This window comes from Paraburkholderia ginsengisoli NBRC 100965, from assembly GCF_000739735.1.
GTDB classification, from domain to species: Bacteria; Pseudomonadota; Gammaproteobacteria; order Burkholderiales; family Burkholderiaceae; genus Paraburkholderia; species Paraburkholderia ginsengisoli.
This window is the reverse complement of the sequence record NZ_BBJF01000004.1, coordinates 827,650-853,416: the sequence shown is the minus strand read 5'-3', so window position 1 is coordinate 853,416 and position 25,767 is coordinate 827,650. Positions and strand designations below refer to the sequence as shown.

Here is a 25,767-nt window from a genome sequence, read left to right as displayed (position 1 = left end):
AGTCTGCGTCACGCCGCGACCGGCCGAAAGGCAAATGTCCCAGCCGGAAACCGTTTCGCGACCTAAACTGAGGTGGACGGAGACGACCGGGATGAAGCTCACTGCGAGCGCGCTGCGCGGCCGGCGATGCTGCCATGCAAGCCGGAACGACGTCCCCTCGCGGGGCAGCAGTGGTAGGATTCAGCCCGAAAAATGGAGCGCGCCACGCAGGCAACGCGGCGTGTCGCGCACAACCGAGCGATAGGACTCAGGACATCGAATGGCGCAACAAAAAACAAACCCAAAACTCGAGCAGGCGCTGACGCGCGGGGATCTGGCAATCCGTCAGGCGAATTCGGCACGGGCCACAGCGTTGCTGCGTGCGCTGGGCAAGATGATCGTCGATGCGTCGGCGACCATCGGCGTCGAAGCGTTCACGCTGATTCCCGACGGCGACAAGATTTACGATCCGGCCGATGGCTTGTGGCCGCAGGAATTGCAGGTCTCGCTCGACGGCCCCGTGGAGGACGCCGACCCGGATGAAGTCCGCACGGTGCGATTGATCGCCGATGATCCGGGCACGGTGTTTCGCGTCGAATGGCAGCGCGCCGACGGCAAGATCGGGCGTCAGGATGGCGGCCCGTTCGCGACGGTGGCGTTCATCTCCGACGTCGACATTCCGTGGACGGACGACGAGGACTGAAGCGAGTCGTTCCTGGCCGCGCATGCGCGGGCTTATGCCGACGCGGCAGGACCCGTTGCAGCGCGCTCATCGGGTGCCGCGGTCGTGCGGCGCTTAGCCTGCATCCGCATCCGCTACTTCATCTTCCGCAGCGACCCAGGCTTATTTCATCATCCTGCGTCGAAACAGAATCGCCGACACGACAAACCCGCCCACCGCATAAGCGGCCAGCACGAGCAGATGCAGCAGCGCATGGTCGAGCGGCCGCCCGAGCATCGCTGGGCGAATCAGATCGACCGCATGCGCGAGCGGCAACACCTCGGTGACGGCGCGCGCGGCCGCGGGCAGTTGCGATGCGGGAAAGAACACGCCGGACAGCAACAGCATCGGCGTCAACACCAGCGTCTGGTAAAACATGAAGAAGTCGTACGACGGCGCGAGCGCCGTCACCACCATCGCGATGCTCGCGAACGCGAGCCCGGTCAGGATGATGACTGGCAACGCCAGCAGCATCGACGGAAAATTCGCGTAGCCCAACGCGCCAGCCACCAGCATGATCGCCGCGCCCGACAGCATCGACTTGCTGCCTGCCCAGATCACCTCGCCGAGCACGATGTCGCCAAGCGTGAGCGGCGTGTGCATGATCGCCTCCCACGTGCGCTGCACGTGCATGCGCGAGAAGCCCGAATACATCGACTCGAAACTCGCCGACATCATCACGCTCGACGCCACCGTGCCCGCCGCCAGAAACGCGATGTACGACACGGCGTCGACGTGCCCGACCATCAGCCCGAGCCCGAAGCCGAGACCGAACAGATAGATCATCGGATCGGCGAGATTGCCGAACATCGATGCCAGCGCGAGCTTCTTCCACACGAGATAGTTGCGCCGCCATACCGCGATCCAGTTCACGGCGTTGGCCGGGAACGCGGCGAAGGGCTCCTGCTTCGATGGCGTGTTATCGCCCGGGGTGTCGTAAGTGCGTGCGTCCATTGCGTGTCTCGTGCTGTGTCGTTATAGCGCTGACTGGCTGACTGTTGACTGGCGCTGGCGAGTCGAAGGGCTCTCGTGAATGCGCGTCTTCAATCCTGCATCTCGCGGCCAGTGAGCCTCAGAAACACGTCCTCCAGATTCGCCGGACGATGCAGATAGCGCAGATCGGCGCGCTGCTTGAGCCGCGCGTGCACGGGCTGCGCGTCGTTCACGTAGCAGAACAGCGTCTCGCCGCTGATCTCGGTCCGTTCAACGAGCGGCGCGAGTTCGTCGCGCAACGCAATGGGATCGGGGCCGAAGATCTCGATGACATCGCAGCCGATCTCGGAGGCGATCAGTTCGCTCGGTGCGCCCTCGGCGATCTTGCGTCCTTCTTCGATCACGCACAGCCGGTGACAGAGCCGCTCGGCTTCTTCCATGAAGTGGGTCGTCAGCAGGATGGTCTTGCCGCGCGCGAGCAACGAACGCAGCCGCTCCCAGATCAGATGCCGTGCCTGCGGATCGAGGCCGGTGGTCGGTTCGTCCATGATCAGAACGTCCGGATCGTTGACGAGCGCGCGCGCCAGCGTGAGGCGCCGCTTCATGCCGCCGGACAGCTCGCTCACGCGCGCATCCGCCTTGCTCTCCAGTCGCGCGAATTCGAGCAGCGACGGCACCACCGCGCGGCATTGCGCGGCGCTCAGGCCGAAGTAGCGGCCGAACACCAGCAGGTTCTCGCGCACGGTGAAATCGGGATCGAGGTTGTCGAACTGCGGCACCACGCCGACGCGCGCCCGCGCGACGCGCGCACGGCCGGGGATCGGTTCGCCGCACAGACGGATCGTGCCCGCGTCCGGCGCTGCGATGCCGAGCAGCATGCGCAACGTGGTCGTCTTGCCCGCGCCGTTCGGGCCGAGCAGGCCGAAACATTCGCCGGCGTCGACATGAAACGACAGACCATCGACGACAGTCTTTTCGCCATAGCTTTTCTTGACCTGGTGAAATTCAATCGCGGCTTCAGGCATGGCTCGAACAAGGCTCCGGGAGAGACGACGCTATAGGCGGGAAGGCCGCCTATTCTAGGACATCGGCAGGCTGACGTTCCGGCTGATGGTCAAGCCGGGCGGGCAGGCAACGCGCTATGCGGAGGCCGCGTTTTGCGCTGCCGCATGCCTGCCGCTGCCGCTCGCCGCGACGACGCAACGTCGCGCCAGCCCCGCGCGCACCGGTTTAGGGCGCCCGCGTCGCGCACTTAGCGTTTTCCATCCCTTGCAAGCTGAATTGCGGCGCACCATGATTCATTCAGACCGCGCGTCCCGCGCGAGGGGAGATGACCATGGCGAGCTACCAAAAAATTCTGCTGTGCTACGACGGCTCGCGCGAAGGCCGCAAAGCGCTGCGTTGCGGCGCCGATCTCGCGTTGGACCTGAAGGCCGAAACGCATCTGCTGTCCGTGGTCGACATGCGCTCCAGCATCGCGCAAAGCGCGGGCCTGCTGACCGACGTGGCCTGCGGCAGCTTCGAAAAGACGGCCCGCGACATCCTGCAGGAAGGGGTGGAGTGGCTCACCGAGCGGGGCGTCAACGCACAGGGGCATTTCGCGTTCGGTCATCCGATCGACGAGATCGCCAACCTCGCCAACGATCTGCATGTCGACCTCGTGGTGGTCGGGCATCGTTGCCGCACCGGTTTGTCGCGCTGGTGGATGGGCGCCGGCAATACGCCGTTGCTCGATCGCGTCTCGTGCAGCATTCTGGTGGCGTGTTCTTCCGCGCAAGAGCAGCAGCAAGCCGCGGCTTGATGCGGCTTGCCGGGCACGAACGAGCACGGATGCAACGAGTGGCTGGCCGTCACGGCCAGCCGGTATTACTCGTTCAGATTGAGCGCGGCGAGCTTCCACGTGAACAGGCCTTCGCGCCGGAAGATCGCCGAGTAATGTGCATCGCCTTCGCCGCGCCGGTAGGTGACTGCGAACTCGTTGAGGCCGCGATAGCCCGACGTGATTTGCCGCTCCGGCGGCGGCGCGTTATGAGGGGCGTCGCCAGCAGGCGGAGACGCAGGTGCGTCCGCCGTTGCGGCAGGCGGCGCTGTCGGTTGCTCGCCTGGATCGCCGCGCGGCGGCATGCCGTTCAGCAAGGCCGCGACGCCGTCCGGCGTTGCATAGGCATCCACTAGCGGACCAATTATCGTCGCGCCGATCATGGCGCCAATGGTCGCCATTTTACTGTTGCTGTCCGCGTCGAGCCGGTGGTTCAGCATGCCAATAATCTGTTCCTTCAGGCTATCGCGCAACGCAGGAAAATCCACGTACTGATTGACGGTTTGCGTGTCGCGCGCATCCGCCGCGCGTTTGAGGTTGTTCAACGCGATATAGGGTGACGCATAAGCAAAGCCGAGTACTGCGATCACGATCACCACAATCAACGTGATGATCAGCGGCCGGGTGGCGGCGCCCTTGGTGCGTGTCGGACCTGTCATCGAATGGAACTCCCGATCAGATTGAATTTAACGTGGACCACGGCCCCGCAAAAACAATCCCATTCTATGCAAATATCTGAACAGCAGGTCTGAAAAGCGAGCCGGACAAACGGCGATGCATGAAGGCCATGCGCGCGGCATCGCGCAGCCGCTTTGCATTCAGCACACGCTCATCACGACTCGAACACCGCGCCATGCACGTTGGCTTCGTCGGCAATGCAACGATCGATCATGCGGCAGACCGCGTCGACCGTGCCGACCATGATGAGGCGCGACGGTCCGTGATAGACCCGCACCGGCGCGCGCCGGGCCGGCTCGGCCGTATTCAACCCCGAGTTCAACGACACGCGGGCAAATGCAGGTAGCGACGACGGCAGGCTCGCCGCTTCAGCAGGTGCGTCGAACAGCGAAGCGCTGCTTTGAGCGGGCGCCTCGATCAACGAGCAAGGCACCAGATTGCGTAAATGGCGCAGACGACCGAACTGGCGAAAAGGCAGCAGGCGGGCAAGGCGTTCCATGAGTCTCTCCAGGCGATGCAACGTTGATGCAGCGTGGGGTGGGGCGAACAGGCGCGGTGGCTCAGAACTCGCCGGGACGGATCAGTCCCACGGCAATGCCTTCCAATGCGAATTCCGCACTGCCGGTTTCCACGAAGATGTTCTCGTAATCGGGGTTCTCCGCGATCAGCTCGAGACCGTTCGGCCGGCGCTTCAGGCGCTTAACCGTGACGTCGTCGCCGAGGCGGGCGATGATGATCTGGCCGTCTTTCGCTTCACTCTTCTTTTGCACGGCGAGCAGGTCGCCGTCGAAGATGCCCGCGTCGCGCATGGACAGCCCGCGCACCTTCAGCAGGTAGTCGGGCTTGCTCGAGAACAGCGCCGGGTCGCACGCGTAGTGCTGCGAGATATGTTCCTGCGCGAGGATCGGGCTACCGGCGGCAACCCGGCCGATCAGCGGCAGCGACAGTTGCATGATGCTGGGATGCGGCAGCGTGAACTGATGCGGCGAATCTTCCGGTCCCGCCAGCAGGCGAATGCCGCGTGACGCGCCGGCCGCGAGTTCGATCACACCCTTGCGAGCGAGCGCGCGCAGGTGTTCTTCTGCCGAGTTGGCCGAGCTGAAGCCCAGCTCTGCGGCAATTTCCGCGCGGGTGGGCGGAAAACCGGTGCGTTCGATCGCCCGGCGGATCAGATCGAAAACCTGCTGCTGTCGTGCGGTGAGTTTTGTCATGGTCACTGTATGTATGAACAGGTGACTGTATTTTTATACAGTATTCGGCGCAATTCAAGCTTTACTTTAAGTTCGCGACCCTGGGTGCCGTTCCAACGCCGCTCACGAACGCCGAAACATCCGTTTTCATGCCGCAACGCCTTATCCAGCTGTCATTACCACTTTTGCGTATTAAAGAATGAATAAACATTATTTTTAATGATGAAAGCCCTTCGATAGACTGCCTTCCAGTTGGCGCTCATGTGCACGTGACCGCGACGCAGAACAACACCACACGCTGTTTTCAGCGGACTACACGCGGAGAAAGTTGAGATGAATCATCGACACACGGGGCTGGCACACAAAACGAAGCAACTCATCGCGGCGCTCGCGTTCGGCGCGGCCGGCGCGCTCGGCGCGATGAGCACGGCGCACGCTGCCGACACGACGCTGCTGAACGTCTCCTACGACCCGACGCGCGAGCTCTATCAGGACGTCAACCAGGCGTTCGGCAAGGAATGGAAGGCGAAGACCGGCGAGACGATCACCTTCAAGCAGTCGCATGGCGGTTCAGGCGCACAGGCGCGCTCGGTGCTCGACGGTTTGCAGGCCGACGTGGTCACGCTGGCGCTCGCCTACGACATCGACGCGCTCGCCAACAAGGGCCTGCTCGACAAGGGCTGGCAGAAGCGTCTGCCGGACAACGCGTCGCCGTACACGTCGACGATCGTGTTTCTGGTACGCAAGGGCAACCCGAAGCACATCAAGGACTGGGACGATCTGATCAAGCCGGGTGTGTCGATCGTCACGCCGAATCCGAAGACCTCGGGCGGCGCACGCTGGAACTACCTTGCCGCGTGGGCGTATGCGGCGCATCAGCCGGGCGGCAACGATCAGAAGGCGAAGGAATTCGTCGGCAAGCTGTACAAGAACGCCGGCGTGCTGGATTCGGGCGCACGCGGCGCGACCACCAGCTTCGTGCAGCGCGGGATCGGCGACGTGCTGATTGCGTGGGAAAACGAAGCGTTCCTGTCGCTGAAGGAATTCGGTCCGGACAAGTTTGAAATCGTCGTGCCGTCGGTGAGCATTCTGGCCGAGCCGCCGGTGGCAGTGGTGGACAAGGTCGTCGAGAAGCGCGGCACGCGCAAGCTGGCCGACGCGTATCTGAACTTCCTGTATAGCGAGGAAGGCCAGGAGATCGCGGCGCGCAATTTCTACCGTCCGCGTTCGAACAAGGTGCCGGCCGAGCTGACCGCGAAGTTTCCGAAGCTGAAGCTGTACACGGTGGACGATTCGTTCGGCGGCTGGACCAACGCGCAGAAGACGCACTTTGCCGACGGCGGCGTGTTCGATTCGATCTACCAGCCGCAGTAACACGTTGCCGATGCCCAAATGGGCGTCGACACACCGGCGCGGCAACGCGCCACTTCCGAGCGCGCCCAATGGGCGCGCTTTTGGCTAACCGGAATCCGGGTCCGGCAGCCGAAGACCGGTGATCAATCCGCCAGCATCAACCTGAAGAGTATCCAGCATGACGACGTTGACCTTCCGAAAGCCGAGCGCCTTGCCCGGCTTTGGCCTGACACTCGGCATCACGGTGGCTTATCTGAGCCTCGTGGTGCTGATTCCGCTTGCGGCGACCTTTCTCAAGACTGCGACGCTCGACTGGGATCAGTTCGTGCGCGCGGTCACGTCGCCACGGGTGCTCGCGTCGTATCGGCTGACGTTCTTCTCGGCGCTCGGCGGCGCGCTGATCAATGCGGTGTTCGGCTTTCTGGTCGCGTGGGTGCTGGTGCGCTACACGTTCCCGTTCAAGCGGATCGTCGATGCGGTGGTCGATCTGCCGTTCGCACTGCCCACGTCGGTCGCCGGCATTTCACTCGCGGCGGTGTACTCGGGCAACGGCTGGATCGGACAGTTTCTCGAACCGCTCGGCATCAAGATCGCGTTCACGCCGGCGGGCGTGCTGGTCGCGCTGACCTTCATCGGTTTGCCGTTCGTCGTGCGCACGGTGCAGCCGGTGCTCGAAGAGTTCGAGCGCGAGCAGGAAGAGGCCGCCGCGTGCCTCGGCGCGACGCGCTGGCTGACGTTTCGCCGCGTCGTGCTGCCGGCCGTGTTCCCGGCGCTGCTGACGGGCTTCGCGCTGGCGTTCGCGCGCGCGCTCGGCGAATACGGCTCGGTGATCTTCATCGCCGGCAACGTGCCGATGAAGTCGGAGATCACGTCGCTGCTGATCATCACCAAGCTCGAACAATACGACTACGCCGGCGCGACCGCGCTCGCCGTGGTGATGCTGGTGGTGTCGTTCCTGATGCTGTTGTTCATCAACACCTTGCAGTGGTACTTGCAGCGTCGCACGAGTCGCGGCAGCGCGGGCCCGGCGCCCGGTGCGTCAACGAGTGTCGCGGTGATCGGCGGAGGTGTGCAATGAGCGGCCGTTCCACGCATGACGTGAATCGAACGGAGCAGGGCGGCGCGGCTGTGGCTGTCGCTCCGCGCGCGCCGCTGAACGTCGCGCGCCGGCCCGACCCGGTGACCGAACGGCCGCTGGTGCGCTGGCTGCTGACCGGTATCGCGCTGCTGTTTCTTTCGCTGTTTCTGGTCGTGCCGCTGGTGGCCGTGTTCTATCAGGCGTTGAACAAGGGCCTCGCGTTCTATTTCGAAGCGCTCGCCGATCCGGATGCGCTCGCGGCGATCAAGCTGACCGTGATCACCGCCGCGATCGCGGTGCCGCTGAATCTCGTGTTCGGCCTGGTGGCGTCGTGGTGTATCGCCAAGTTCGAATTCCGTGGCAAGGCGCTGCTGACCACGCTGATCGATTTGCCGTTCTCGGTGTCGCCGGTGATCTCGGGTTTGATCTACGTGCTGATGTTCGGCGCGCAGGGCTGGTTCGGCCCGTGGCTGCAGGCGCATGACGTGCAGATCATCTTCGCGGTGCCGGGCATCGTGATGGCGACGATCTTCGTGACGTTCCCGTTCGTCGCGCGCGAACTGATTCCACTGATGCAGGCGCAGGGCAACGACGAAGAAGAAGCCGCGCACGTGCTGGGCGCGTCGGGCTGGCAGATCTTCCGTCGCGTCACGTTGCCGAACATCAAATGGGGTCTGCTGTACGGCGTGATCCTGTGCAATGCGCGGGCGATGGGCGAGTTCGGCGCGGTGTCGGTCGTGTCGGGCCATATTCGCGGCCAGACCGACACGATGCCGCTGCACGTCGAGATCCTCTACAACGAATACAACTTCTCGGCGGCGTTCGCCGTGGCGTCGGTGCTGGCCTTGCTTGCACTCGTGACGCTCGGCCTGAAGCTGCTCGCCGAGCGTCATATGTCGGCGGAACTGTCGGCCGCGCGCGATGTGCCCGCGTACGCCGGACCACCGACGCAGCCGGTTGCCTCGGCATCGGGATCACAAGCGGCTTCACGTTCTTTCTCGCAGTCCGTCAATGCGACGCATGCATCGCAGCAACACCCGCTCAAGCAAGGAGAGCTGTAATGGGTATCACCGTTCGTAACCTGCAAAAGCGCTTCGGCGATTTCGTCGCGCTCGACAACGTCTCGCTCGATTTTCCGCCGGGCGAACTGGTTGCGCTGCTCGGGCCGTCGGGTTGTGGCAAGACCACCTTGTTGCGCGTGATCGCCGGGCTCGAATACGCGGACGGCGGCCAGGTCGTGCTGCAAGGTCAGGACGTCGCGACGGTCGGCGCGCGTGAGCGTGAAGTGGGCTTCGTGTTCCAGCATTACGCGCTGTTCCGGCACATGACGGTGTTCGAGAACGTCGCGTTCGGTTTGCGCGTGAAGCCGCGCAAGGAGCGGCCGTCGGAAGCGGTGATCCGCGAGAAGGTGCATGAACTGCTGAAGCTCGTGCAGCTCGACTGGCTCGCGCAACGTTATCCGTCGGAGCTGTCCGGCGGTCAGCGGCAACGGATCGCGTTGGCGCGCGCATTGGCGGTCGAACCGAAAGTGCTGCTGCTCGACGAACCGTTCGGCGCGCTCGATGCGAAGGTGCGCAAGGAATTGCGTAGCTGGCTGCGGCGTCTGCATGACGATCTGCATATCTCGACGATCTTCGTCACGCACGATCAGGAAGAAGCGCTCGAAGTGGCCGACCGCATCGTCGTGCTCAATCGCGGTCACGTGGAGCAGGTGGGCAGTCCGCAGGACGTGTACGACCATCCGCAGACCTCGTTCGTCTACGAGTTTCTCGGCGCGGCCAACCGGCTGCACGGCAAGGTCGACGCGAGCGGCTTCGTGGTCGACGGTGCGGCGCTGCCCGTTGCGATCACGGCGGATTTCCGCGGTCCGGCGTTCGCGTATGTGCGGCCGCACGATCTGCAGTTGTATCCGCGGGCGGCGGGGCATCGCGAAGGGATCGTCGTCGACGTGCGGCGCGTGGTGACGCTGGGGGGCTCCGTGCGCGTCGAACTCGCGGGACGTGAAGGCAATCTGCTGGAAGCCGAACTCGACCGCGAATCGTGGCGCGATCTGCAACTGGCGGTCGGCGATGGCGTGACCGCGGTGCCGCGTGCGTTGCGCGTTTTCCCCGCGCAATAAACGGCTCGCTGCCGCGCGGGACCGCCCGCGTGCCAGTTGCCCCCGAATACTCGGATAGTCGAACTCAAATAACTCAACTCTGGCTGAACCGGAGACATACAGATGAATTTCCAGCAATTGCGCTTCGTGCGCGAGGCCGTGCGTCAGAACATGAATCTGACCGAAGTGGCGAACGTGCTGTACACGTCGCAGTCGGGCGTATCGAAACAGATCAAGGATCTGGAGGACGAACTCGGCGTCGATATTTTCATCCGGCGCGGCAAGCGGCTGACGGGCCTGACCGAGCCGGGCAAGGCAGTGCATCAGCTGATCGAGCGGATGCTGCTCGATGCGGAGAACCTGCGCCGCGTGGCACGCCAGTTCGCCGATCAGGACAGCGGCCACCTCGTGGTCGCGACTACCCACACGCAGGCGCGTTACGCGCTGCCGAAGGTGATTCGCCAGTTCACCGAAGTATTTCCGAAGGTGCATCTGGCGCTGCGTCAGGGCAGCCCGCAGCAGATCGCGCAGATGATCATCAACGGTGAAGCGGATATCGGCATTTCGACCGAAGCGCTCGACCGCTTCCCCGATATCGTCACGTTCCCGTGCTATTCGTGGCATCACGTGGTGGTCGTGCCGAAGGACCACCCGCTGGTCGGCAGGCCGAATCTGACGCTCGACGAGATCGCCGAATTCCCGATCGTCACGTACGACCAGGACTTCACGGGCCGCTCGCACATCGACCAGGCGTTCGCGAAAGCGGGCGCATTGCCTGACGTCGTGCTGACCGCGATCGACGCCGACGTGATCAAGACCTACGTCGAGCTCGGCATGGGCATCGGCGTGGTCGCGGCGATGGCCTACGATCCGAAGCGCGACACCGAACTGGTCGCGCTCGACACGCAGCATCTGTTCGAGGCGAGCACGACACGCGTCGGCCTGCGCAAGGGCGCGTTCCTGCGCGCGTACGCGTACCGGCTGATCGAGATGTTCGCGCCGCAGTTGAACGAGGCGGACATCGCCGCGCAGCTGCGCGAAGCGGTCTGATGGAAGCGCCGGGCTGGCGAGGCCCGGCGTGCGTTTGACGCGTGTTTTACATGTGACCTGACGCGCGCCTTGCGCCCGTTGCAAGGCGCGGACTTCGACCGAGCCCGAAACGAACGGGCATTCCTTTTACGGACCCGTGGCGGCGCGCGGCGCATCGCTTACAATCGCCGCCATGAATACTCTGACTTCCTCCTCCACGCTGGCTTCCGGCGCGAGCGGCACGCTGCCGCTGCCGCGCATCGCCGTGCTGGCGACCGGCGGCACGATCGCCGGGGCGGCCGCCGACGCCACCAATACCTCCGGCTACCAGGCGGGTGTCGTCGGTGTCGAGCAATTGCTGGCGGTGGTGCCGGCCTTGTCCTCGGTGGCGCGCATCGCGCCCGAGCAGATTGCGAGCGTCGATAGCAAGGACATGGCGATGCCGCTGTGGACCACGCTCGCGCAACGCATCAACGCGCTGCTCGCCACTGACGACATCGATGGCGTAGTGGTCACGCATGGCACCGACACGCTCGAAGAAACCGCCTACCTGCTGCACCTGACGATCAAGTCCGACAAGCCGGTCGTGCTGACCGCGGCGATGCGCCCGGCGTCGGCGTTGTCCGCCGACGGTCCGCTGAATCTGCTGAACGCGGTGACGGTCGCCGCGCATACGGGCTCGCGCGGGCAGGGCGTGCTGGTGGCGTTCAACAACCGCATTCACTGCGCGCGCGACGTGGTCAAGACGAGCACGTATGCGGTCGATGCGTTCCAGTCGCCGGAGATCGGCGCACTCGGCTGGGTGCAGGACGGCCGCGTCGAATTCCAGCGCGGCGTGGTGCGCGCGCATACGCTCGCCACCGAGTTCGTGATCGGGACAAACTGGCCGCATGTCGACATCGTGACCAGCTACGCGGGCGTCTCGCGAATCGCCGTCGATGCACTGGTGGCGGCCGGCGTGCGCGGTATCGTGGTCGCGGGCACGGGCAATGGCTCGATCCACCAGTCGATGCTGCAGGCGCTTGCCGATGCCGCGTCGCAGGGCGTGGCGGTGGTGCGCTCGTCGCGCGTGGGCTCGGGACACGTGATGCACAACGGCGCGGCCGCCGACGATGCGCTCGGCTTCATCAGCGCGGGCTCGCTGAATCCGTACAAGGCGCGGGTGTTGCTGATGCTGGAGCTGGCCGCGGGCGGCACGGGGCCGGTGGCGTTGCAGAAGGTGTTCGATACGTATTGACGATGTTGCGTTAGCTCTGCCGGCCGGCAGGGACGTGCAAGTCTTGCGCGTATGAACGTCCAATGAAAAACGCGGCGCTCGGGTCGATGACCCGGGCGCCGCGTTGTCGTTTCCGTGTGTGCTTTTACAGTGGCACGGAACGCCTCATCACACCGGCGGAATCACCAGCACCTGACCCGGATAGATCTTGTCCGGGCTCTTCAGCATCGGCGTGTTCGCCTGGAAGATCACATCGTTCTTCGCGCCGCTGCCATAGTACTTTTCCGCGATCTTCCACAGATTGTCGCCGGACACGACCGTGTGAAACTGCGTCGGCGCGGCGGCGGGCGTGGTGACGGTCAGTTGATCGTCGACCTTGTCGACGTTCTGCACATTGCCGGCGGCGACGAGGATCTTGTCCTTGGTCGGCTGATCCGCCGCTTCACCGGCGACGGTGACCGTGTGGCTCGTGCCGTCGTACGTCACCTGCAGATTGGTGGCGTCGAGGCCCTGGCTGCGGATGTACGTGGCAATCGCGTCGCCCGCGGTCTTGTTCAACGCGGCGAGATCGGGCGCGGCCGATGCGGCTTGCGCGGGGGTCGAGGCGGCGCCGAACAGCTTTTCGCCGGCCTCCTTGATAAAACTGAGAATACCCATCGATCACTCTCCTGACGTGGTGGCGCAAAGAACGATTTGCGCACGGGGTTGTGCAGTGGTTGAGAAATCAGGCGGACGCTACAGACGACGCGCGCTACGACAGGCATGAAGCGATGCCCGGAAGCAGATACCCAGGAGCAGGACGCGGCGCGCGGCGTCCGCAACGCAAACAGCCAGACTCAACGAGTTTAGGAGAAAAGCGCGGGACGATGTGTCAAAAAAGGTGCGGGTGAGGGCGGGGAGTTGCAAGCAAATGCAAACGGACGTGCAAGCGGGCGGCATGCGTGATTGCATGCCGCTGCTAAAGCGTGGCGGAAAAAGCATGACGATGAATCCGACAGCCGGACACCCGACGACGACGTCTGACCGACCAAGGCTTCCCCGGCATCGCCGGGCGCCGCTGCGGACCCCACTTGCCGCTCTCAGCCCAGAGCGGCACGATTTGCCCGTTGCGCCGCGCATGCTGCACGACCAACGGGCGCCCCACCTGCGCGTGCCGCGATGTCGACGACGCGGCGATCACTGCACGCTGTATGACGATCTGATGTTGTTTTGATGTGCCGCGTATGACGCTTGCGGCACGCCTCCCCAATTTGCGTGGCGCTGCTTCGATACGCCTGTTTGATGCGATTTTTCGCTCGACTGTTTCGTTGCGCTGCCGCGCGTGTTCACATCACTCGCGCGGCAGCGGGGCATGTAGTGCGTCGTTGCAAAGAACCCGCGCAACATCCCGCTTTGCAATCACCCCCTCAAGCCGCCTTCGCTTCGCTATCCGGCGCCTGCGCGACTTCGTAGTTGGCCATGATTTCCAGTGCGCGCACCATCGCGGAGTGATCCCACGCCTTGCCGCCGTTCGCCGCGCATACGCTGAACAGTTGCTGCGCGCTCGCGGTGTGCGGCAGCGCGATGCCGAGCTTGCGCGCGCCGTCGAGCGCGAGGTTCAGGTCCTTCTGATGCAGCTCGATCCGGAAGCCCGGATTGAACGCGCGTTTGGTCATGCGCTCGCCGTGTACTTCGAGAATTCGCGACGACGCGAAGCCGCCCATCAACGCCTTGCGCACGCGCTCCGGATCGGCGCCCGAACGCGACGCGAAAAGCAGCGCTTCCGCGACCGCCTCGATGTTCAGCGCGACGATGATCTGGTTCGCGACCTTGCAGGTCTGCCCCGCGCCGTTGTCGCCGATCAGCGAGATGTTCCTGCCCATCAGGTCGAACAGCGGCTTCGCCTGCGAGAAGGCTTTTTCCGGGCCGCCGACCATGATCGTCAGCGATGCTTCACGCGCGCCGACTTCGCCGCCCGAGACCGGCGCGTCGAGATAGTCGACGCCCAGCGCATTGATTTTCTTCGCGAAGGCCTGCGTGTCGAGCGGCGAGATCGAGCTCATGTCGATCACGAGCTTGCCCTTCGTGAGGCCGGCGGCGACGCCGTCGTCGGCGAACAGCACGTTGGCGACGTCAGGCGTGTCCGGCACCATGATGATGACGATGTCGGCGGCCTGCGCGACGGCGGTCGAATTCGCAACGACGCTGGTCGTTTTGGCGAGATCTTCCGGCACCGGGTAGGCGCCGTTCACGAACAGCGAGTGTCCGCCCTTGATGAGGTTGCGCGCCATGTGCGCGCCCATGATGCCGAGGCCGATGAAACCGATCTTTGCCATGTGTGTGAATCTCCAGAGTTGGTGTGGCCCAGGCGGATTGCTTTCGACGCGTGAGGCGCGCGCTATGCGCCTGCCTTGCGCGCCGCGTTTTAAGCCCGCCTGAAGCCCGATTGAAGTTCTTGACGTGCCCGAAGCGTCCAACGCGCTTCCGACATGCCGTTCATACCGCCGCGTGCGCTGCGCCGCGCACTTGCCCGGCCACGCTCTGCACCCAGCCGAGACCGGCGGTGGTAGTCGCGCGCGGCTTGTACTCGCAGCCGACATAGCCGTCGTAGCCGAGCGCGTCGATCAGCGCGAACAGATACGGATAGTTGATTTCGCCGGTGCCCGGTTCGTTGCGGCCAGGGTTGTCGGCGAGCTGGATGTGTGCGATTTGCGGCAGATTCTTTTTGATGGTCGCCGCGAGTTCGCCTTCCATCCGTTGCATGTGATAGATGTCGTATTGCAGGAACAGATTGTCCGACCCGACCGCGCGAATCACGTCGAGGCCTTCGCTCGAACGGTTCAGCGCGAAGCCGGGAATGTCGTACGCGTTGCATGGCTCGACCAGCAGTTTGATGCCGGCCTTTTTCAATTCGCCCGCGGCGAAGCGCAGGTTGTCGATGATCGTCGCGCGCGCGTTGTCCGCATCGACGCTCGCCGTCGGAATGCCGACGAGGCAGTTCAGTTGCGGCACCTTCAGCGCGCTCGCGTATTCGATCGCGCGGCCGACGCCTTCCTGAAACTCGCCCACCCGATCCGGCAGACACGCGATGCCGCGTTCGCCCGCTTCCCAGTTGCCTGCGGGGAGGTTGTGCAGCACGAGCTTCAGGCGGTTCTGCTGCAGACGTTCTTGCAGTTCGGCGATCTGATACGGATACGGAAACAGGAATTCGACGGCATTGAAGCCCGCATCCGATGCCGCCGCGAAGCGGTCGAGGAACGGGACTTCGTTGAACAGCATCGTGAGATTCGCTGCGAATTTCGGCATGGTGCGTGGGTCTCTCTGGTCGGTCAGTGGAATGGCTTGACGATCTGTGCGGCGAAGGTTGGCGGGGCGCGCTCGATGGCGCCGCAGCCCGCCGCGCATAAGGTGCATCACGTGCATCACGCGCTCAACATGCATCACGCGAGCGATGCGCAACTCGCGACGCTCAGTCGAGCATGCTGATCGCGGTCGGCGCATCGTCGCGCGTCGCGGCCAGTTCCTCGAACTCGTTGATCGCGTCGATCTCGGTGCCCATCGAGATGTTGGTCACACGCTCGAGAATCACTTCGACGATCACCGGCACGTTGAACTCGGCGAGCATCGACTGCGCGCGTTGCAGCGCGGGCTTCAACTCTTCCGGCTTGAACACGCGGATCGCCTTGCAACCCAGTCCTTCGGCGACCGCGACGTGATCGACGCCATAACCGTTGGTCGCCGGCGAGTTGATGTTCTCGAAGCCGAGCTGCACGCAGAAGTCCATGTCGAATGCGCGCTGCGCCTGGCGAATCAGGCCAAGGTACGAGTTGTTCACCACCACATGCACGTACGGCAGCTTGAATTGCGCACCGGCCGCGAGTTCTTCGATCATGAACTGGAAGTCGTAGTCGCCCGAGAGCGCAACGATCGGCCGTTGCGGATCGGCTGCGCGCACGCCGAGCGCCGCCGGAATCGTCCAGCCGAGCGGGCCGGCCTGGCCGCAGTTGATCCAGTTGCGCGCCTTGTACACATGCAGGAATTGCGCGCCGGCAATCTGCGACAAACCGATCGTGCTCACGTAGCAAGTGTCGCGGCCGAACACCTGGTTCATCTCTTCGTACACGCGTTGCGGCTTCATCGGCACGTTGTCGAAGTGCGTCTTGCGCTGCATGGTGCGCTTGCGTTGCTGGCAATCGGCGACCCATGCGCCGCGGTCTTTCAGCTTGCCCGCGGCCTTCCATTCGCGCGCCACTTCGACGAACAGTTCGAGTGCGGCTTTCGCATCCGACACGATGCCGAGATCCGGGCCGAACACGCGGCCGATCTGCGTCGGTTCGATATCCACGTGCACGAATTTGCGACCCTTCGTGTAGACGTCGATGCTGCCCGTGTGACGGTTCGCCCAGCGGTTGCCGATGCCGAGCACGAAGTCCGCTGCGAGCATCGTCGCGTTGCCGTAGCGGTGCGAGGTTTGCAGACCGACCATGCCGGCCATCAGCGGATGGTCGTCAGGAATCGCGCCCCATGACATCAGCGTCGGGATCACCGGCACGCCGATCGTTTCGGCGAACGTCACGAGCAGATCTTCAGCAGCCGCGTTCAGCACGCCGCCGCCGGAGACGATCAGCGGTTTTTCCGCGTCGTTGAGCATCGTCAGCGCGGCTTCGATCTGCTTGCGCGTGGCCTTCGGCTTGTAGACCGGCAGCGGCTCGTACGTGTCGATGTCGAATTCGATCTCCGCGAGTTGCACGTCGATCGGCAGATCGACCAGCACCGGGCCGGGACGACCCGAGCGCATCAGATGAAACGCCTGCTGGAACACGCGCGGCACCAGCGCCGGTTCGCGCACGGTGACGGCCCACTTGGTGACGGGCTTCGCGATCGATTCGATATCGACGGCCTGGAAGTCTTCCTTGTACAGACGCGCGCGCGGCGCCTGACCCGTGATCGCGAGAATCGGGATCGAGTCGGCCTGGGCGGAGTACAAACCGGTGATCATGTCGGTGCCGGCGGGGCCCGACGTGCCGATGCACACGCCGATATTGCCCGGCTGCGCCCGCGTGTAGCCTTCGGCCATGTGCGACGCGCCTTCGACGTGACGCGCCAGCACGTGGCTGATGTTGCCGGCCTTGCGCATCGCCGAGTAGAACGGGTTGATCGCGGCGCCCGGCACGCCGAACGCGGTGTCGATGCCTTCTTTTTCGAGCACCAGCACGGCTGCGTCGACGGCTCTCATCTTGGCCATGAATGTCTCCTGAATGTCTGGGAATGGGGCGAACTCATGCGTGTTGAGGCCACTTTAGGCCTGACCTAAAGGTTTGATAAGATCAGTGCGGGTCGCTTATTCCGAAACAAAAAGTATCGAGTGAGGCGAGGCCTAGCGTGCTGCCCGGAGGAGACAGAGATGGATCGTTTCAAACAGATCGAAACCTTCGTGCGCGTCGCCGACGCGGGCAGTCTCGCGGCGGCGGCGCTGGAAGAGGGCGTGTCGCCGGTGATCCTCGGGCGCCGCATCGACGCGCTGGAAAAGCGCCTCGGTGTGAAGCTGATGTACCGCTCGACGCGGCGGCTCGTGGTCAGCGAGGAGGGCGCCGCGTTTCTGGAGCGCTGCCGCGGCCTGCTCACCGAATGGGATCAGGCGGAAAACGAACTGAGCGCGGGGCGGCGCGCGGTGAACGGTCATCTGATCGTGTCGGCGCCGGCCGCGTTCGGCCGCAAGCATGTCGCGCCGCTCGCGCCGGCGTTTCTCGCCGACAAACCCGAATTGCAGGTGTCGTTCAATCTGACCGACCGGGTCGTCGACCTGGTGCGCGAGGGCTATGACCTGTCGATCCGCATCGGCGGCGCGGTCGATCCGAACTTCGTCGCGGTAAAGCTGGCGTCGAACCGACGCGTGGTCTGCGGCACGCCGGACTACTTCCGCCGCCACGGCAAGCCGAAAACGCTCGAAGACCTGCCGCGCCACAACTGTCTGGCGTTCAATCTGCAAGGCGGCCAGAATCGCGGCTGGTATTTCCGCCGCAACGGCAAGCTGGCGACGGTGCGTGTGGGCGGCACGCTCGACTGCAACGACGGGGAACTGCTGCATCGTTGGGTGTCCGAAGGACTCGGAATCGGCTGGCGCTCCACGTGGGAAATCCAGCAGCAACTGGCGCGCGGCGAACTCGAAACCGTGCTCGACGACTACGCGCTACCCGACTACGACATTCTCGCGGTCTATCCGCAGCAGCGCTATGTGCCGGCACGCGTGCGGTATTTCATCGATTATTTGAAAGAGGTGTACGCGAGCGAGGATTACTGGAATCGGCCGGCTTATTAGTGGGCCTCGCGGCGGGGACGACGGTTTCTGGCAGATGCCGGCGACTTCTGCGGTGACGGGCCGCCACGGGCGGAGGTACTGGCAGGCGTTGGTCAGGGGTTCGCAGGCCTTGGGTCGCCGTGGCTTGGAGGGCTCGCGCCGATCTTTTGGCGGATTCGCGACGGCGTCGGGAATAAACTCGGCGTGTGGCCGGTTATGCGATGAGAGGAACGTGAAGACGCGCCGTAGCGCATAGCCGTAATGCCGTGGAGGGCCGAGGTGGTCCAGACCGAAACAGACGCCGCCGCCCGCGAGCGCGGCGAAACCGATGCAGCGAAGAGCCGCCGTTTCCAGCAGCTCGCGCTGCCGCATCTCGATGCCGCGTACAACCTCGCGCGCTGGCTGTGCGGCAACCCGAGCGACGCGGAAGATGTGGTGCAGGAAGCCTTCATGCGCGCGTTCCGCTTTTTCGACACGTTCCGGGGCGATTCCGCGCGGCCGTGGCTGCTGGCGATCGTGCGGCGCACCTGGTACACCGAGTGGCGGCGCCGCGCGTCGCCACACGAAATGCTCGAATTCGACGACACCATGGACGACGCCGCCTTCGACGGCTGGAGCACGGGCGGCACCGATCCGCAGGCGCTGCTGATCCGCGACGAGGATACGAAGCGGGTCCACGAGGCGCTCGCGTTGCTGCCGGTCGAATATCGCGAGGTGCTGATTCTGCGCGAACTCGAGGAAATGGGTTACCGGGAGATCGCCGCGGTGGCCGACGTGCCGATCGGCACGGTCATGTCGAGGCTCGCGCGAGGGCGGCGCAAGCTGGCCGCGCTGCTGGTGGAATCGCAAGGCGTGTCGACCGGCGGTGGGACGGCCGGCGGCGCATCGAAGGGGACACCGGGGACGCGGGGTGGGGCGTCGTCGTCGGGGCATTTGCGATCCGCAGCGCACGCCCCGCAGCCGCCGCCCGCGCCGCACTCGCGCGGTGGCTGCGCCGATCCGCGTGAGATCGCTCGCGGGGCAGCCGCCGGCGCTTCCGAGCCCGGCGGCAACGACGCGCGCGCCGCGCTGCCCACCGCCGGCAGGCCGCCTCGCGCCACTGTCACGCCGTTGCGGGTTTCCGCAAACGGCCAGCCTCTTAATATCCCCGGCGCAAGTGCCGCCGGACCCGCCAGGGAGACGCCGGATGGACTGTAACGAAGCACGGCCGCTCCTCGATGCGAACGCCGATCACGAATTGCCCGCGCCGGACGCACGGCGTGTCCAGCAGCATATCGAGAGCTGCGAGGCTTGCCGCCGCGAAAGCGAACAGCTGCGCGCGCTGAGCGGCGCGCTGCGCGCGGCGCCTTATCATCGCGCGCCGCAGTCGCTGCGGGCGCGCATCGTAGCGGGCTTGCCAGAAGCCGACGAGGCGGTTGCGACGGCTTCGGACGCTTCTGCGTCACCGTCCGCCCTTGCCGGGGCGTCGGATGCGGCGGCGCGGGGACCGGCGCGTCAGCCGCGCCGGTCCGGCTGGCACGGCCGGCTCGGCGGCTGGCTAAAGGGCTGGCTGCGGGGGACGCAACCGGGGGCGTCGCAGGGCTCGTTACCGGGCCAGCAGGGTGGCTGGGCCGGCTCGGCAGGCGGCGTCGGACAGCCGCTTGGCGCGCAGCGCCTGCTCGCACCGGGCCGGCTGGCCGCGTTCGCTCTCGCACTGGGCGCGCTGGCGGTGGTCTTCACGCTGAATCTGCGCCGCCCGGCCGATTTCACGCCGTTCGCCGATGAACTGGTCGAAAGTCACGTGCGGGCGCAGGTGTCGGGACGCGACATCGACGTGATTTCAACTGACCGGCACACGGTCAAGCCATGGTTCAACGGCCGGCTCGACTATTCGCCGCCGGTCGAGGATCTGGCGGCCAGCGGCTTCGCGCTGGAGGGTGGCCGGCTCGACTATATCGCGCATCAGCGGGTGGCCGTGCTGGTGTACCGCTATCGCAAGCACGTGATCGACGTGTACGTGTTCCCGCAGGCAGCTGGGGGCGGTGCGGGTCGTGGCGCAGACGGCGCGGCGCCGGTTGCGTTGGGGCACGAAGGCTATTCGATCGCGCACTGGGACGCGGAAGGCATGACGTGGTGGGCGATCACCGACGCCGCGCCGGATGCGTTGACGGGCCTGAAAGCGGCGCTGCTGGCGCGTTTGCAGAGCGGGAGTGAGCGCACGGAAGGCGGTTGAGGGGACGCCTGAAGGCGTTGCATCAGGGCGGTGCGGTAGAGGCAGAAAGAGGAAGCCCGCGCACGGGTGATGGACGCTAGCTGGTTTGGCGGATGCCCGGAAGACGGGTGGAAAGGCAGGCCTCGCGTAGTGTGAAGTAGCAGCACGCGAACACCCGACGCCACTCCGATCGCCCCGGTTCGCTCTCTTGCCAACCCCTAAACCCTTGAAAACACACCCGAATCGCGCGCTGCACCAACGGTATATCTTGCACCCCGGCCCCATTCGGGTTACACTCTTTGGCTTCTCACTTGCCGCACCGGTTCCGACGCCCGGGTGGCTTTAATCCACAAGGAGTGAATATGCGTCATTACGAAATCGTATTTATCGTGCACCCGGATCAGAGCGAGCAAGTGCCCGCCATGATCGAGCGTTACAAGTCCACGATCACGTCGCACGGTGGCCAGATCCACCGTATCGAAGACTGGGGCCGTCGCCAACTGGCCTACATGATCGAGAAACTCGCTAAGGCTCACTACGTCTGCATGAACATCGAATGCGACCAAACCACGCTCGACGAGCTGGAACACGCATTCAAGTTCAACGACGCTGTTCTGCGTCACCTGATCGTCAAGCTGAAGAAGGCCGAAACCGGCCCGTCGCCGATGATGAAGGAAGTGCAGCGCGAAGAAGCCAAGAAGTCGGCTGCTACGCAACCGTCCGAAGCGCAGGCTTAAGACACACTATTTAAGCTACCAGACCAAGCGTCGCTCTCGTCAAAGGCTTCATGAACCGGCTGCAACTTACGGCCAGCGTCGTCGAACGCGAACCGGTGCGGTACACCCCCGCCGGCGTTCCGATTGCAGGCTGCACGTTGCACCACCGCACGGAAGTCGTCGAAGCGGGCATTGCCCGGCAAGTCGAACTGACCATGCAGGCGGTCGCCGCGGGCGAAGCGAGCGGTAAGCTGGAAAGCTGTCCGATGGGCGTGGAAACGCTCTTCACCGGCTTCCTGGCGAAAAAGCACCGCAACGCGAGAACTCTGGTATTTCACATCACAGCATTGCAGGACATTGGAAAGGACTGAACATGCCCCGCCCGACTGGTAAGAAATTCGACAAGCGTCGTCAGCAACAAAATCCGCTCTTCAAGCGCAAGAAGTTCTGCCGTTTCACGGCCGCTGGCGTCGATCACATCGACTACAAGGACCTCGAAACGCTGAAGGACTTCATCGGCGAAAACGGCAAGATCACGCCGGCGCGTCTCACGGGTACGAAGTCGCACTATCAACGCCAGCTGGATACGGCAATCAAGCGCGCACGTTTCCTCGCGCTGGTGCCGTACACCGACCAGCACAAGGCCTAACCCGACGACGCGATAAGGAGCATCCGAATGCAAATCATTCTTCTGGAAAAAGTCGTCAATCTGGGTAACCTGGGCGATATCGTGAAGGTCAAGGACGGTTACGCACGTAACTTCCTGATCCCGAACAAGCAAGCTCGCCGTGCAACGAAGGAAGCCCTGGCTGAATTCGAAGTGCGCCGTGCAGAACTCGAAAAGATCGCCGCTGAAAAGCTGGCTGCCGCTCAAGCTCAAGGCGAGAAGCTGGCAGGCTCGACGGTTCAGATCGGTCAGAAGGCTGGCGTCGACGGCCGTCTGTTCGGCTCGGTGACGAACGCCGACATCGCCGACGCACTGGTCAAGCAAGGCTTCGCAGTGGAAAAGGCGCAAGTGCGTCTGCCGGAAGGCCCGCTGAAGCTGGTCGGCGAACACGCTGTCCAGATCTCGCTGCACACCGACGTTGTGGTCGATGTGACGGTCGCTGTGATCGGCGAACACGTCTAAGCATCAGCTAGTATCTGCCAGGAAGTTGCTGGCGAAGGGCAGGGGCCGGGTAACCGGCCCCTGCTTTTTTTGTGCCCGTTTTTTTCGTTTTTGCGCTCGCCGCCGTCGCCCGATTACCCGATAATCCCTCTCCATGAACGCACCGTCCAAAGATCCCCAACTCGAGTCGCTGAAAGTCCCGCCGCATTCGATCGAGGCCGAGCAATCGGTGCTGGGCGGCTTGCTGCTCGACAACGCGGCATGGGACCGCATCGCCGACTTCCTGTCGCAGAGCGACTTCTACCGCTACGACCACCGCATCATTTTTGAGCACATCGGCAAGCTGATCGCGGCCACGCGCCCGGCCGACGTGATTACCGTGTACGAAGCGCTCGGCACCTCTGGCAAGGCGGAAGAGGTCGGCGGTCTCGCGTACCTGAACGCGCTCGCGCAGAACACGCCGAGCGCGGCCAATATCCGCCGCTACGCGGAAATCGTGCGCGATCGCGCGGTGCTGCGCCGGCTCGTGTCGGTGGCCGACGAAATTTCGGCCGACGCGTTCAACCCGCAGGGCAAGGAAGTCCGGCAGTTGCTGGACGAAGCCGAATCGAAGGTGTTTTCGATCGCCGAAGACGGCGCGCGCGGCACGCAAGGCTTCCTGGAAATCGGACCGTTGCTGACCGAAGTGGTCGAGCGGATCGACACGCTGTATCACACCGCGAATCCGAGCGACGTGACTGGCACGCCGACCGGTTTCGTCGACCTGGACCGCATGACGTCCGGCATGCACGGCGGCGAGCTGATCATCGTCGCAGGCCGCCCGTCGATGGGTAAGACGGCGTTTTCCATGAACATCGGCGAGTATGTCGCAGTGGAGTATGGTCTGCCGGTCGCCGTGTTCTCGATGGAAATGCCGGGGTCGCAGCTGACGATGCGTATGCTCGGCTCGGTCGGCCGGCTCGATCAGCACCGTATGCGTACCGGGCGGCTGACCGACGAGGATTGGCCGAAGCTCACGCACGCGGTGCAAAAAATGAGCGAGGCGCAGATCTTCATCGACGAAACGGGCGGTCTGAACCCAATGGAATTGCGCTCGCGTGCGCGTCGGCTGTCGCGCCAGTGCGGGAAGCTCGGCCTGATCATCATCGACTACCTGCAGTTGATGAGCGGCTCGTCGTCCGGCGAAAACCGCGCGACCGAAATCTCGGAAATTTCGCGTTCGCTCAAGAGTCTCGCGAAAGAACTCGACGTGCCGGTGATCGCGTTGTCGCAGTTGAACCGCGGTCTCGAACAGCGCCCGAACAAGCGGCCGATCATGTCGGATCTGCGTGAATCCGGCGCTATCGAGCAGGATGCCGACGTGATTCTGTTCATTTACCGCGACGAAGTGTACAACCCGGACAGCCCGGACAAGGGCACGGCCGAAATCATCATCGGCAAACAGCGGAATGGTCCGATCGGTCCTGTTCGGCTCACGTTCCACGGCCAATTTACGAAGTTCGACAATTTTGCCGGCGCGCAGAATTTCTACGGCGAGTAAAGAGGCAAAACGGCCACCCGCCGGCGCCTGTTGTAACGGCGCTTCCAGAAGTGCTACAGCGGCCCTGCAACGGTACAATGTGGCCGTTTTATGTCAGCCATTACGTGACCAATTTTCGGGATCCCAATGTTCGGTCGATTCATGCCCACCGAGGGCAAGTTCTTTGAAATTTTCAATGCACACGCAACGTGCATCGTCTCGGCGAGCCGCGAACTCGAGCTGCTGATCGACAATCTGCATGACGCGGAAACCCACAAACAGAACGTGCAAAAAGCCGAGAAGGCCGCTGACAAGCTCACGCACGAAACGATCGACCTGCTGCACAAGACTTTCATCACGCCGCTCGACCGCGATGAGATCCACAAGCTGATCACCACGATGGACGACATCCTCGACCTGATGGAGGACGTCGCCACTGCTATCTCGCTGTACGACGTGCAGGCGGTGACCTCGGAAGCCAGCCAGCTCGCGCACATCTGCACGGCGACGTCCGAGCGCGTGCAGTTCGCCGTCAGCCTGCTGTCGGACATGAAGCAGGCCAGCCAGATCTTGAAGGCGTGCGAGGAAATCGACCGGCTGGAATCGGAAGCCGACCGCGTGCTGCGTTCGGCCATGTCGAAGCTGTTCCGCGAAGAGGACAACGTCAAGACCCTGATCAAGCTCAAAGCGATTTACGAATTGCTCGAAACGATCACGGACAAGTGTGAGGATGTAGCGAACATCATCGAAGGCATCGTGCTGGAAAACGCATAATGCAATCGATACAACTCGCCATCTGGGTCGTTGCCGGCCTGGTCGCCGTCGCGCTGATTTTCGACTTCATGAACGGTTTTCACGACGCGGCGAATTCCATCGCCACGGTCGTTTCCACCGGCGTGCTGAAGCCGCAGCAGGCGGTGGCCTTTGCGGCGGCGTTCAACGTCATCGCGTATTTCGTGTTTCACCTGAAAGTGGCCGCGACCGTCGGCCGGGGCACGATCGACCCCAACATCGTCGACCATTACGTGATTTTCGGCGCGCTGGTCGGCGCGATCGGCTGGAACATCATCACGTGGCATTACGGCATTCCTTCCAGTTCGTCGCATGCGCTGATCGGCGGGCTCGTGGGCGCGGCGCTCGCCAAGGCGGGCTGGGGCTCGCTCAATATGGACGGCCTGCTGAAGACGGTGGCCTTCATTTTCATCTCGCCGTTGCTGGGCTTCGTGCTCGGCTCGTTCTTCATGCTGGCGGTGTCGTGGATGTATTTCCGCACGCCGCCGAGCAAGGTCGACCGGCGCTTCCGGCGGCTGCAACTGGTGTCGGCGGGCCTGTATAGCCTTGGTCACGGCGGCAACGATGCGCAGAAAACCATCGGCATTATCTGGATGCTGCTGATCGCAACCGATTTTGCGTCGGCGTCCGCGGCCGCGCCGCCGCTGTGGGTGATCGGCGGCTGCTATCTGTCGATGGGCCTCGGCACGCTGTTCGGCGGCTGGCGAATCGTCCGCACGATGGGCCAGAAGATCACCAAGCTCAAGCCGGTCGGCGGTTTCTGTGCGGAGACGGGCGGGGCGATCACGCTGTTCACTGCTTCCTGGCTCGGCATTCCGGTGTCGACCACCCATACGATTACCGGCGCGATCGTTGGCGTCGGCGCGACTCAGAAGTTGAGCGCGGTGCGTTGGGGTGTGGCCGGCAACATCGTGTGGGCGTGGATTCTGACGATTCCGGCTTCGGCGGTGCTGTCCGCGGCGGGTTGGTGGTTCGGCCACCACTTCCTGTAACTGTGCGCGCGCGAGCGCGGTGCGAAAAGCGCCGCGCTAACGTTCAGCGCGGCGCCCATCTGCCAGCCTGCCAACCTC

27 protein-coding genes are annotated in these 25,767 nt (G+C 63.9%); 18 read left to right on the top strand and 9 right to left on the bottom strand.

The features are described 5' to 3' along the window. The first annotated feature begins 259 nt into the window (after window positions 1–259). Complete coding sequence (locus BGI01S_RS07825) at window positions 260–682, top strand: hypothetical protein (RefSeq protein WP_042323888.1); 423 nt, start codon at window positions 260–262, stop codon at window positions 680–682. 141 nt (window positions 683–823) lie between these two features. Here BGI01S_RS07825 and BGI01S_RS07820 read toward each other — a convergent pair whose 3' ends face one another. Both BGI01S_RS07820 and nodI read right to left on the bottom strand, forming a co-directional pair. Next, a complete protein-coding gene (locus BGI01S_RS07820; protein WP_042323885.1) occupies window positions 824–1,654 on the bottom strand; it encodes an ABC transporter permease in 831 nt (276 codons plus the stop codon). Window positions 1,655–1,743: 89 nt separating this feature from the next. After that, window positions 1,744–2,658 (bottom strand): nodulation factor ABC transporter ATP-binding protein NodI, encoded by a 915-nt coding sequence (gene nodI, locus BGI01S_RS07815; RefSeq protein ID WP_042323883.1) that lies wholly within the window; start codon window positions 2,656–2,658, stop codon window positions 1,744–1,746. A gap of 311 nt (window positions 2,659–2,969) precedes the next feature. On the opposite strand from nodI, the gene BGI01S_RS07810 reads away from it, so the two are divergent. Then, window positions 2,970–3,434 (top strand): universal stress protein, encoded by a 465-nt coding sequence (locus BGI01S_RS07810; RefSeq protein WP_042324497.1) that lies wholly within the window; start codon window positions 2,970–2,972, stop codon window positions 3,432–3,434. A 65-nt stretch (window positions 3,435–3,499) separates the two neighbouring features. Here the strand turns inward: BGI01S_RS07810 and BGI01S_RS07805 are convergent, their stop codons facing one another. The 3 genes from BGI01S_RS07805 to lexA form a co-directional block, all read right to left on the bottom strand. After that, window positions 3,500–4,111: a DUF2939 domain-containing protein gene (locus BGI01S_RS07805; protein WP_042323881.1), complete on the bottom strand. Its 612-nt coding sequence runs from the start codon at window positions 4,109–4,111 to the stop codon at window positions 3,500–3,502. Window positions 4,112–4,284: 173 nt separating this feature from the next. After that, window positions 4,285–4,629, bottom strand: a complete 345-nt coding sequence (locus BGI01S_RS07800; RefSeq protein WP_042323879.1) for a hypothetical protein — start codon at window positions 4,627–4,629, stop codon at window positions 4,285–4,287. Window positions 4,630–4,690: 61 nt separating this feature from the next. Next, complete coding sequence (gene lexA / locus BGI01S_RS07795; RefSeq protein WP_042323877.1) at window positions 4,691–5,341, bottom strand: transcriptional repressor LexA; 651 nt, start codon at window positions 5,339–5,341, stop codon at window positions 4,691–4,693. A 312-nt stretch (window positions 5,342–5,653) separates the two neighbouring features. Here lexA and BGI01S_RS07790 point away from each other — a divergent pair, with 312 nt between their 5' ends. The 6 genes from BGI01S_RS07790 (at window position 5,654) to BGI01S_RS07765 (ending at window position 12,115) form a co-directional block, all read left to right on the top strand. Beyond that, entirely contained in the window at window positions 5,654–6,694 is a 1,041-nt protein-coding gene (locus BGI01S_RS07790; RefSeq protein WP_042323874.1) for a sulfate ABC transporter substrate-binding protein, read from the top strand. A 157-nt stretch (window positions 6,695–6,851) separates the two neighbouring features. Further along, window positions 6,852–7,751, top strand: a complete 900-nt coding sequence (cysT, locus tag BGI01S_RS07785) for a sulfate ABC transporter permease subunit CysT (protein ID WP_042323872.1) — start codon at window positions 6,852–6,854, stop codon at window positions 7,749–7,751. Further along, window positions 7,748–8,812 carry a sulfate ABC transporter permease subunit CysW gene (cysW, locus tag BGI01S_RS07780; RefSeq protein ID WP_232624356.1) on the top strand — a complete coding sequence of 355 codons (1,065 nt, stop codon included), beginning with the start codon at window positions 7,748–7,750 and terminating at the stop codon, window positions 8,810–8,812. The genes cysT and cysW overlap by 4 nt, the downstream gene beginning before the upstream one ends. After that, the gene (locus tag BGI01S_RS07775) at window positions 8,812–9,870 is read left to right on the top strand and encodes a sulfate/molybdate ABC transporter ATP-binding protein (RefSeq protein WP_042323871.1); all 1,059 of its coding nucleotides are present in this window, start codon (window positions 8,812–8,814) and stop codon (window positions 9,868–9,870) included. Before cysW ends, BGI01S_RS07775 begins: the two co-directional genes overlap by 1 nt. 102 nt (window positions 9,871–9,972) lie before the next feature. Further along, entirely contained in the window at window positions 9,973–10,899 is a 927-nt protein-coding gene (locus tag BGI01S_RS07770; protein WP_042323869.1) for a CysB family HTH-type transcriptional regulator, read from the top strand. Between the two features lie 172 nt (window positions 10,900–11,071). Further along, window positions 11,072–12,115, top strand: coding sequence for an asparaginase (locus BGI01S_RS07765; protein ID WP_042324495.1), 1,044 nt, complete (start codon window positions 11,072–11,074; stop codon window positions 12,113–12,115). A 147-nt stretch (window positions 12,116–12,262) separates the two neighbouring features. Here the strand turns inward: BGI01S_RS07765 and lysM are convergent, their stop codons facing one another. From lysM to gcl, 4 genes are all read right to left on the bottom strand, one after another. Then, a complete protein-coding gene (lysM, locus tag BGI01S_RS07760; RefSeq protein ID WP_042323867.1) occupies window positions 12,263–12,751 on the bottom strand; it encodes a peptidoglycan-binding protein LysM in 489 nt (162 codons plus the stop codon). A gap of 749 nt (window positions 12,752–13,500) precedes the next feature. Next, window positions 13,501–14,409 carry a 2-hydroxy-3-oxopropionate reductase gene (locus BGI01S_RS07750; RefSeq protein WP_042323863.1) on the bottom strand — a complete coding sequence of 303 codons (909 nt, stop codon included), beginning with the start codon at window positions 14,407–14,409 and terminating at the stop codon, window positions 13,501–13,503. 160 nt (window positions 14,410–14,569) lie between these two features. Further along, window positions 14,570–15,379: a 2-oxo-tetronate isomerase gene (gene otnI / locus BGI01S_RS07745; protein WP_042323860.1), complete on the bottom strand. Its 810-nt coding sequence runs from the start codon at window positions 15,377–15,379 to the stop codon at window positions 14,570–14,572. Between the two features lie 163 nt (window positions 15,380–15,542). Further along, window positions 15,543–17,318 carry a glyoxylate carboligase gene (gene gcl / locus BGI01S_RS07740; protein ID WP_042323858.1) on the bottom strand — a complete coding sequence of 592 codons (1,776 nt, stop codon included), beginning with the start codon at window positions 17,316–17,318 and terminating at the stop codon, window positions 15,543–15,545. Window positions 17,319–17,477: 159 nt separating this feature from the next. Here gcl and BGI01S_RS07735 point away from each other — a divergent pair, with 159 nt between their 5' ends. The 10 genes from BGI01S_RS07735 to BGI01S_RS07690 all read left to right on the top strand — a co-directional run bounded on the left by BGI01S_RS07735 (window position 17,478) and on the right by BGI01S_RS07690 (window position 25,689). Continuing rightward, window positions 17,478–18,392 (top strand): LysR family transcriptional regulator, encoded by a 915-nt coding sequence (locus tag BGI01S_RS07735; protein WP_042323856.1) that lies wholly within the window; start codon window positions 17,478–17,480, stop codon window positions 18,390–18,392. A gap of 258 nt (window positions 18,393–18,650) precedes the next feature. Continuing rightward, window positions 18,651–19,568 carry an RNA polymerase sigma factor gene (locus BGI01S_RS07730; RefSeq protein ID WP_042323854.1) on the top strand — a complete coding sequence of 306 codons (918 nt, stop codon included), beginning with the start codon at window positions 18,651–18,653 and terminating at the stop codon, window positions 19,566–19,568. Then, complete coding sequence (locus BGI01S_RS07725; RefSeq protein ID WP_042323852.1) at window positions 19,558–20,583, top strand: anti-sigma factor family protein; 1,026 nt, start codon at window positions 19,558–19,560, stop codon at window positions 20,581–20,583. The genes BGI01S_RS07730 and BGI01S_RS07725 overlap by 11 nt, the downstream gene beginning before the upstream one ends. Before the next feature lie 341 nt (window positions 20,584–20,924). After that, window positions 20,925–21,299 carry a 30S ribosomal protein S6 gene (gene rpsF / locus BGI01S_RS07720; RefSeq protein ID WP_035550559.1) on the top strand — a complete coding sequence of 125 codons (375 nt, stop codon included), beginning with the start codon at window positions 20,925–20,927 and terminating at the stop codon, window positions 21,297–21,299. A gap of 50 nt (window positions 21,300–21,349) precedes the next feature. Beyond that, complete coding sequence (priB, locus tag BGI01S_RS07715; protein ID WP_027798875.1) at window positions 21,350–21,649, top strand: primosomal replication protein N; 300 nt, start codon at window positions 21,350–21,352, stop codon at window positions 21,647–21,649. A 2-nt stretch (window positions 21,650–21,651) separates the two neighbouring features. Then, window positions 21,652–21,927 (top strand): 30S ribosomal protein S18, encoded by a 276-nt coding sequence (gene rpsR / locus BGI01S_RS07710; RefSeq protein WP_007182109.1) that lies wholly within the window; start codon window positions 21,652–21,654, stop codon window positions 21,925–21,927. Between the two features lie 27 nt (window positions 21,928–21,954). After that, window positions 21,955–22,407, top strand: coding sequence for a 50S ribosomal protein L9 (gene rplI, locus BGI01S_RS07705; RefSeq protein WP_042323846.1), 453 nt, complete (start codon window positions 21,955–21,957; stop codon window positions 22,405–22,407). Window positions 22,408–22,540: 133 nt separating this feature from the next. Further along, window positions 22,541–23,926, top strand: a complete 1,386-nt coding sequence (locus BGI01S_RS07700; protein WP_006048827.1) for a replicative DNA helicase — start codon at window positions 22,541–22,543, stop codon at window positions 23,924–23,926. A 126-nt stretch (window positions 23,927–24,052) separates the two neighbouring features. Further along, a complete protein-coding gene (locus BGI01S_RS07695; RefSeq protein ID WP_042323844.1) occupies window positions 24,053–24,679 on the top strand; it encodes a DUF47 domain-containing protein in 627 nt (208 codons plus the stop codon). After that, entirely contained in the window at window positions 24,679–25,689 is a 1,011-nt protein-coding gene (locus BGI01S_RS07690; protein WP_042323843.1) for an inorganic phosphate transporter, read from the top strand. Before BGI01S_RS07695 ends, BGI01S_RS07690 begins: the two co-directional genes overlap by 1 nt. The last annotated feature ends 78 nt before the right edge of the window (window positions 25,690–25,767 follow it).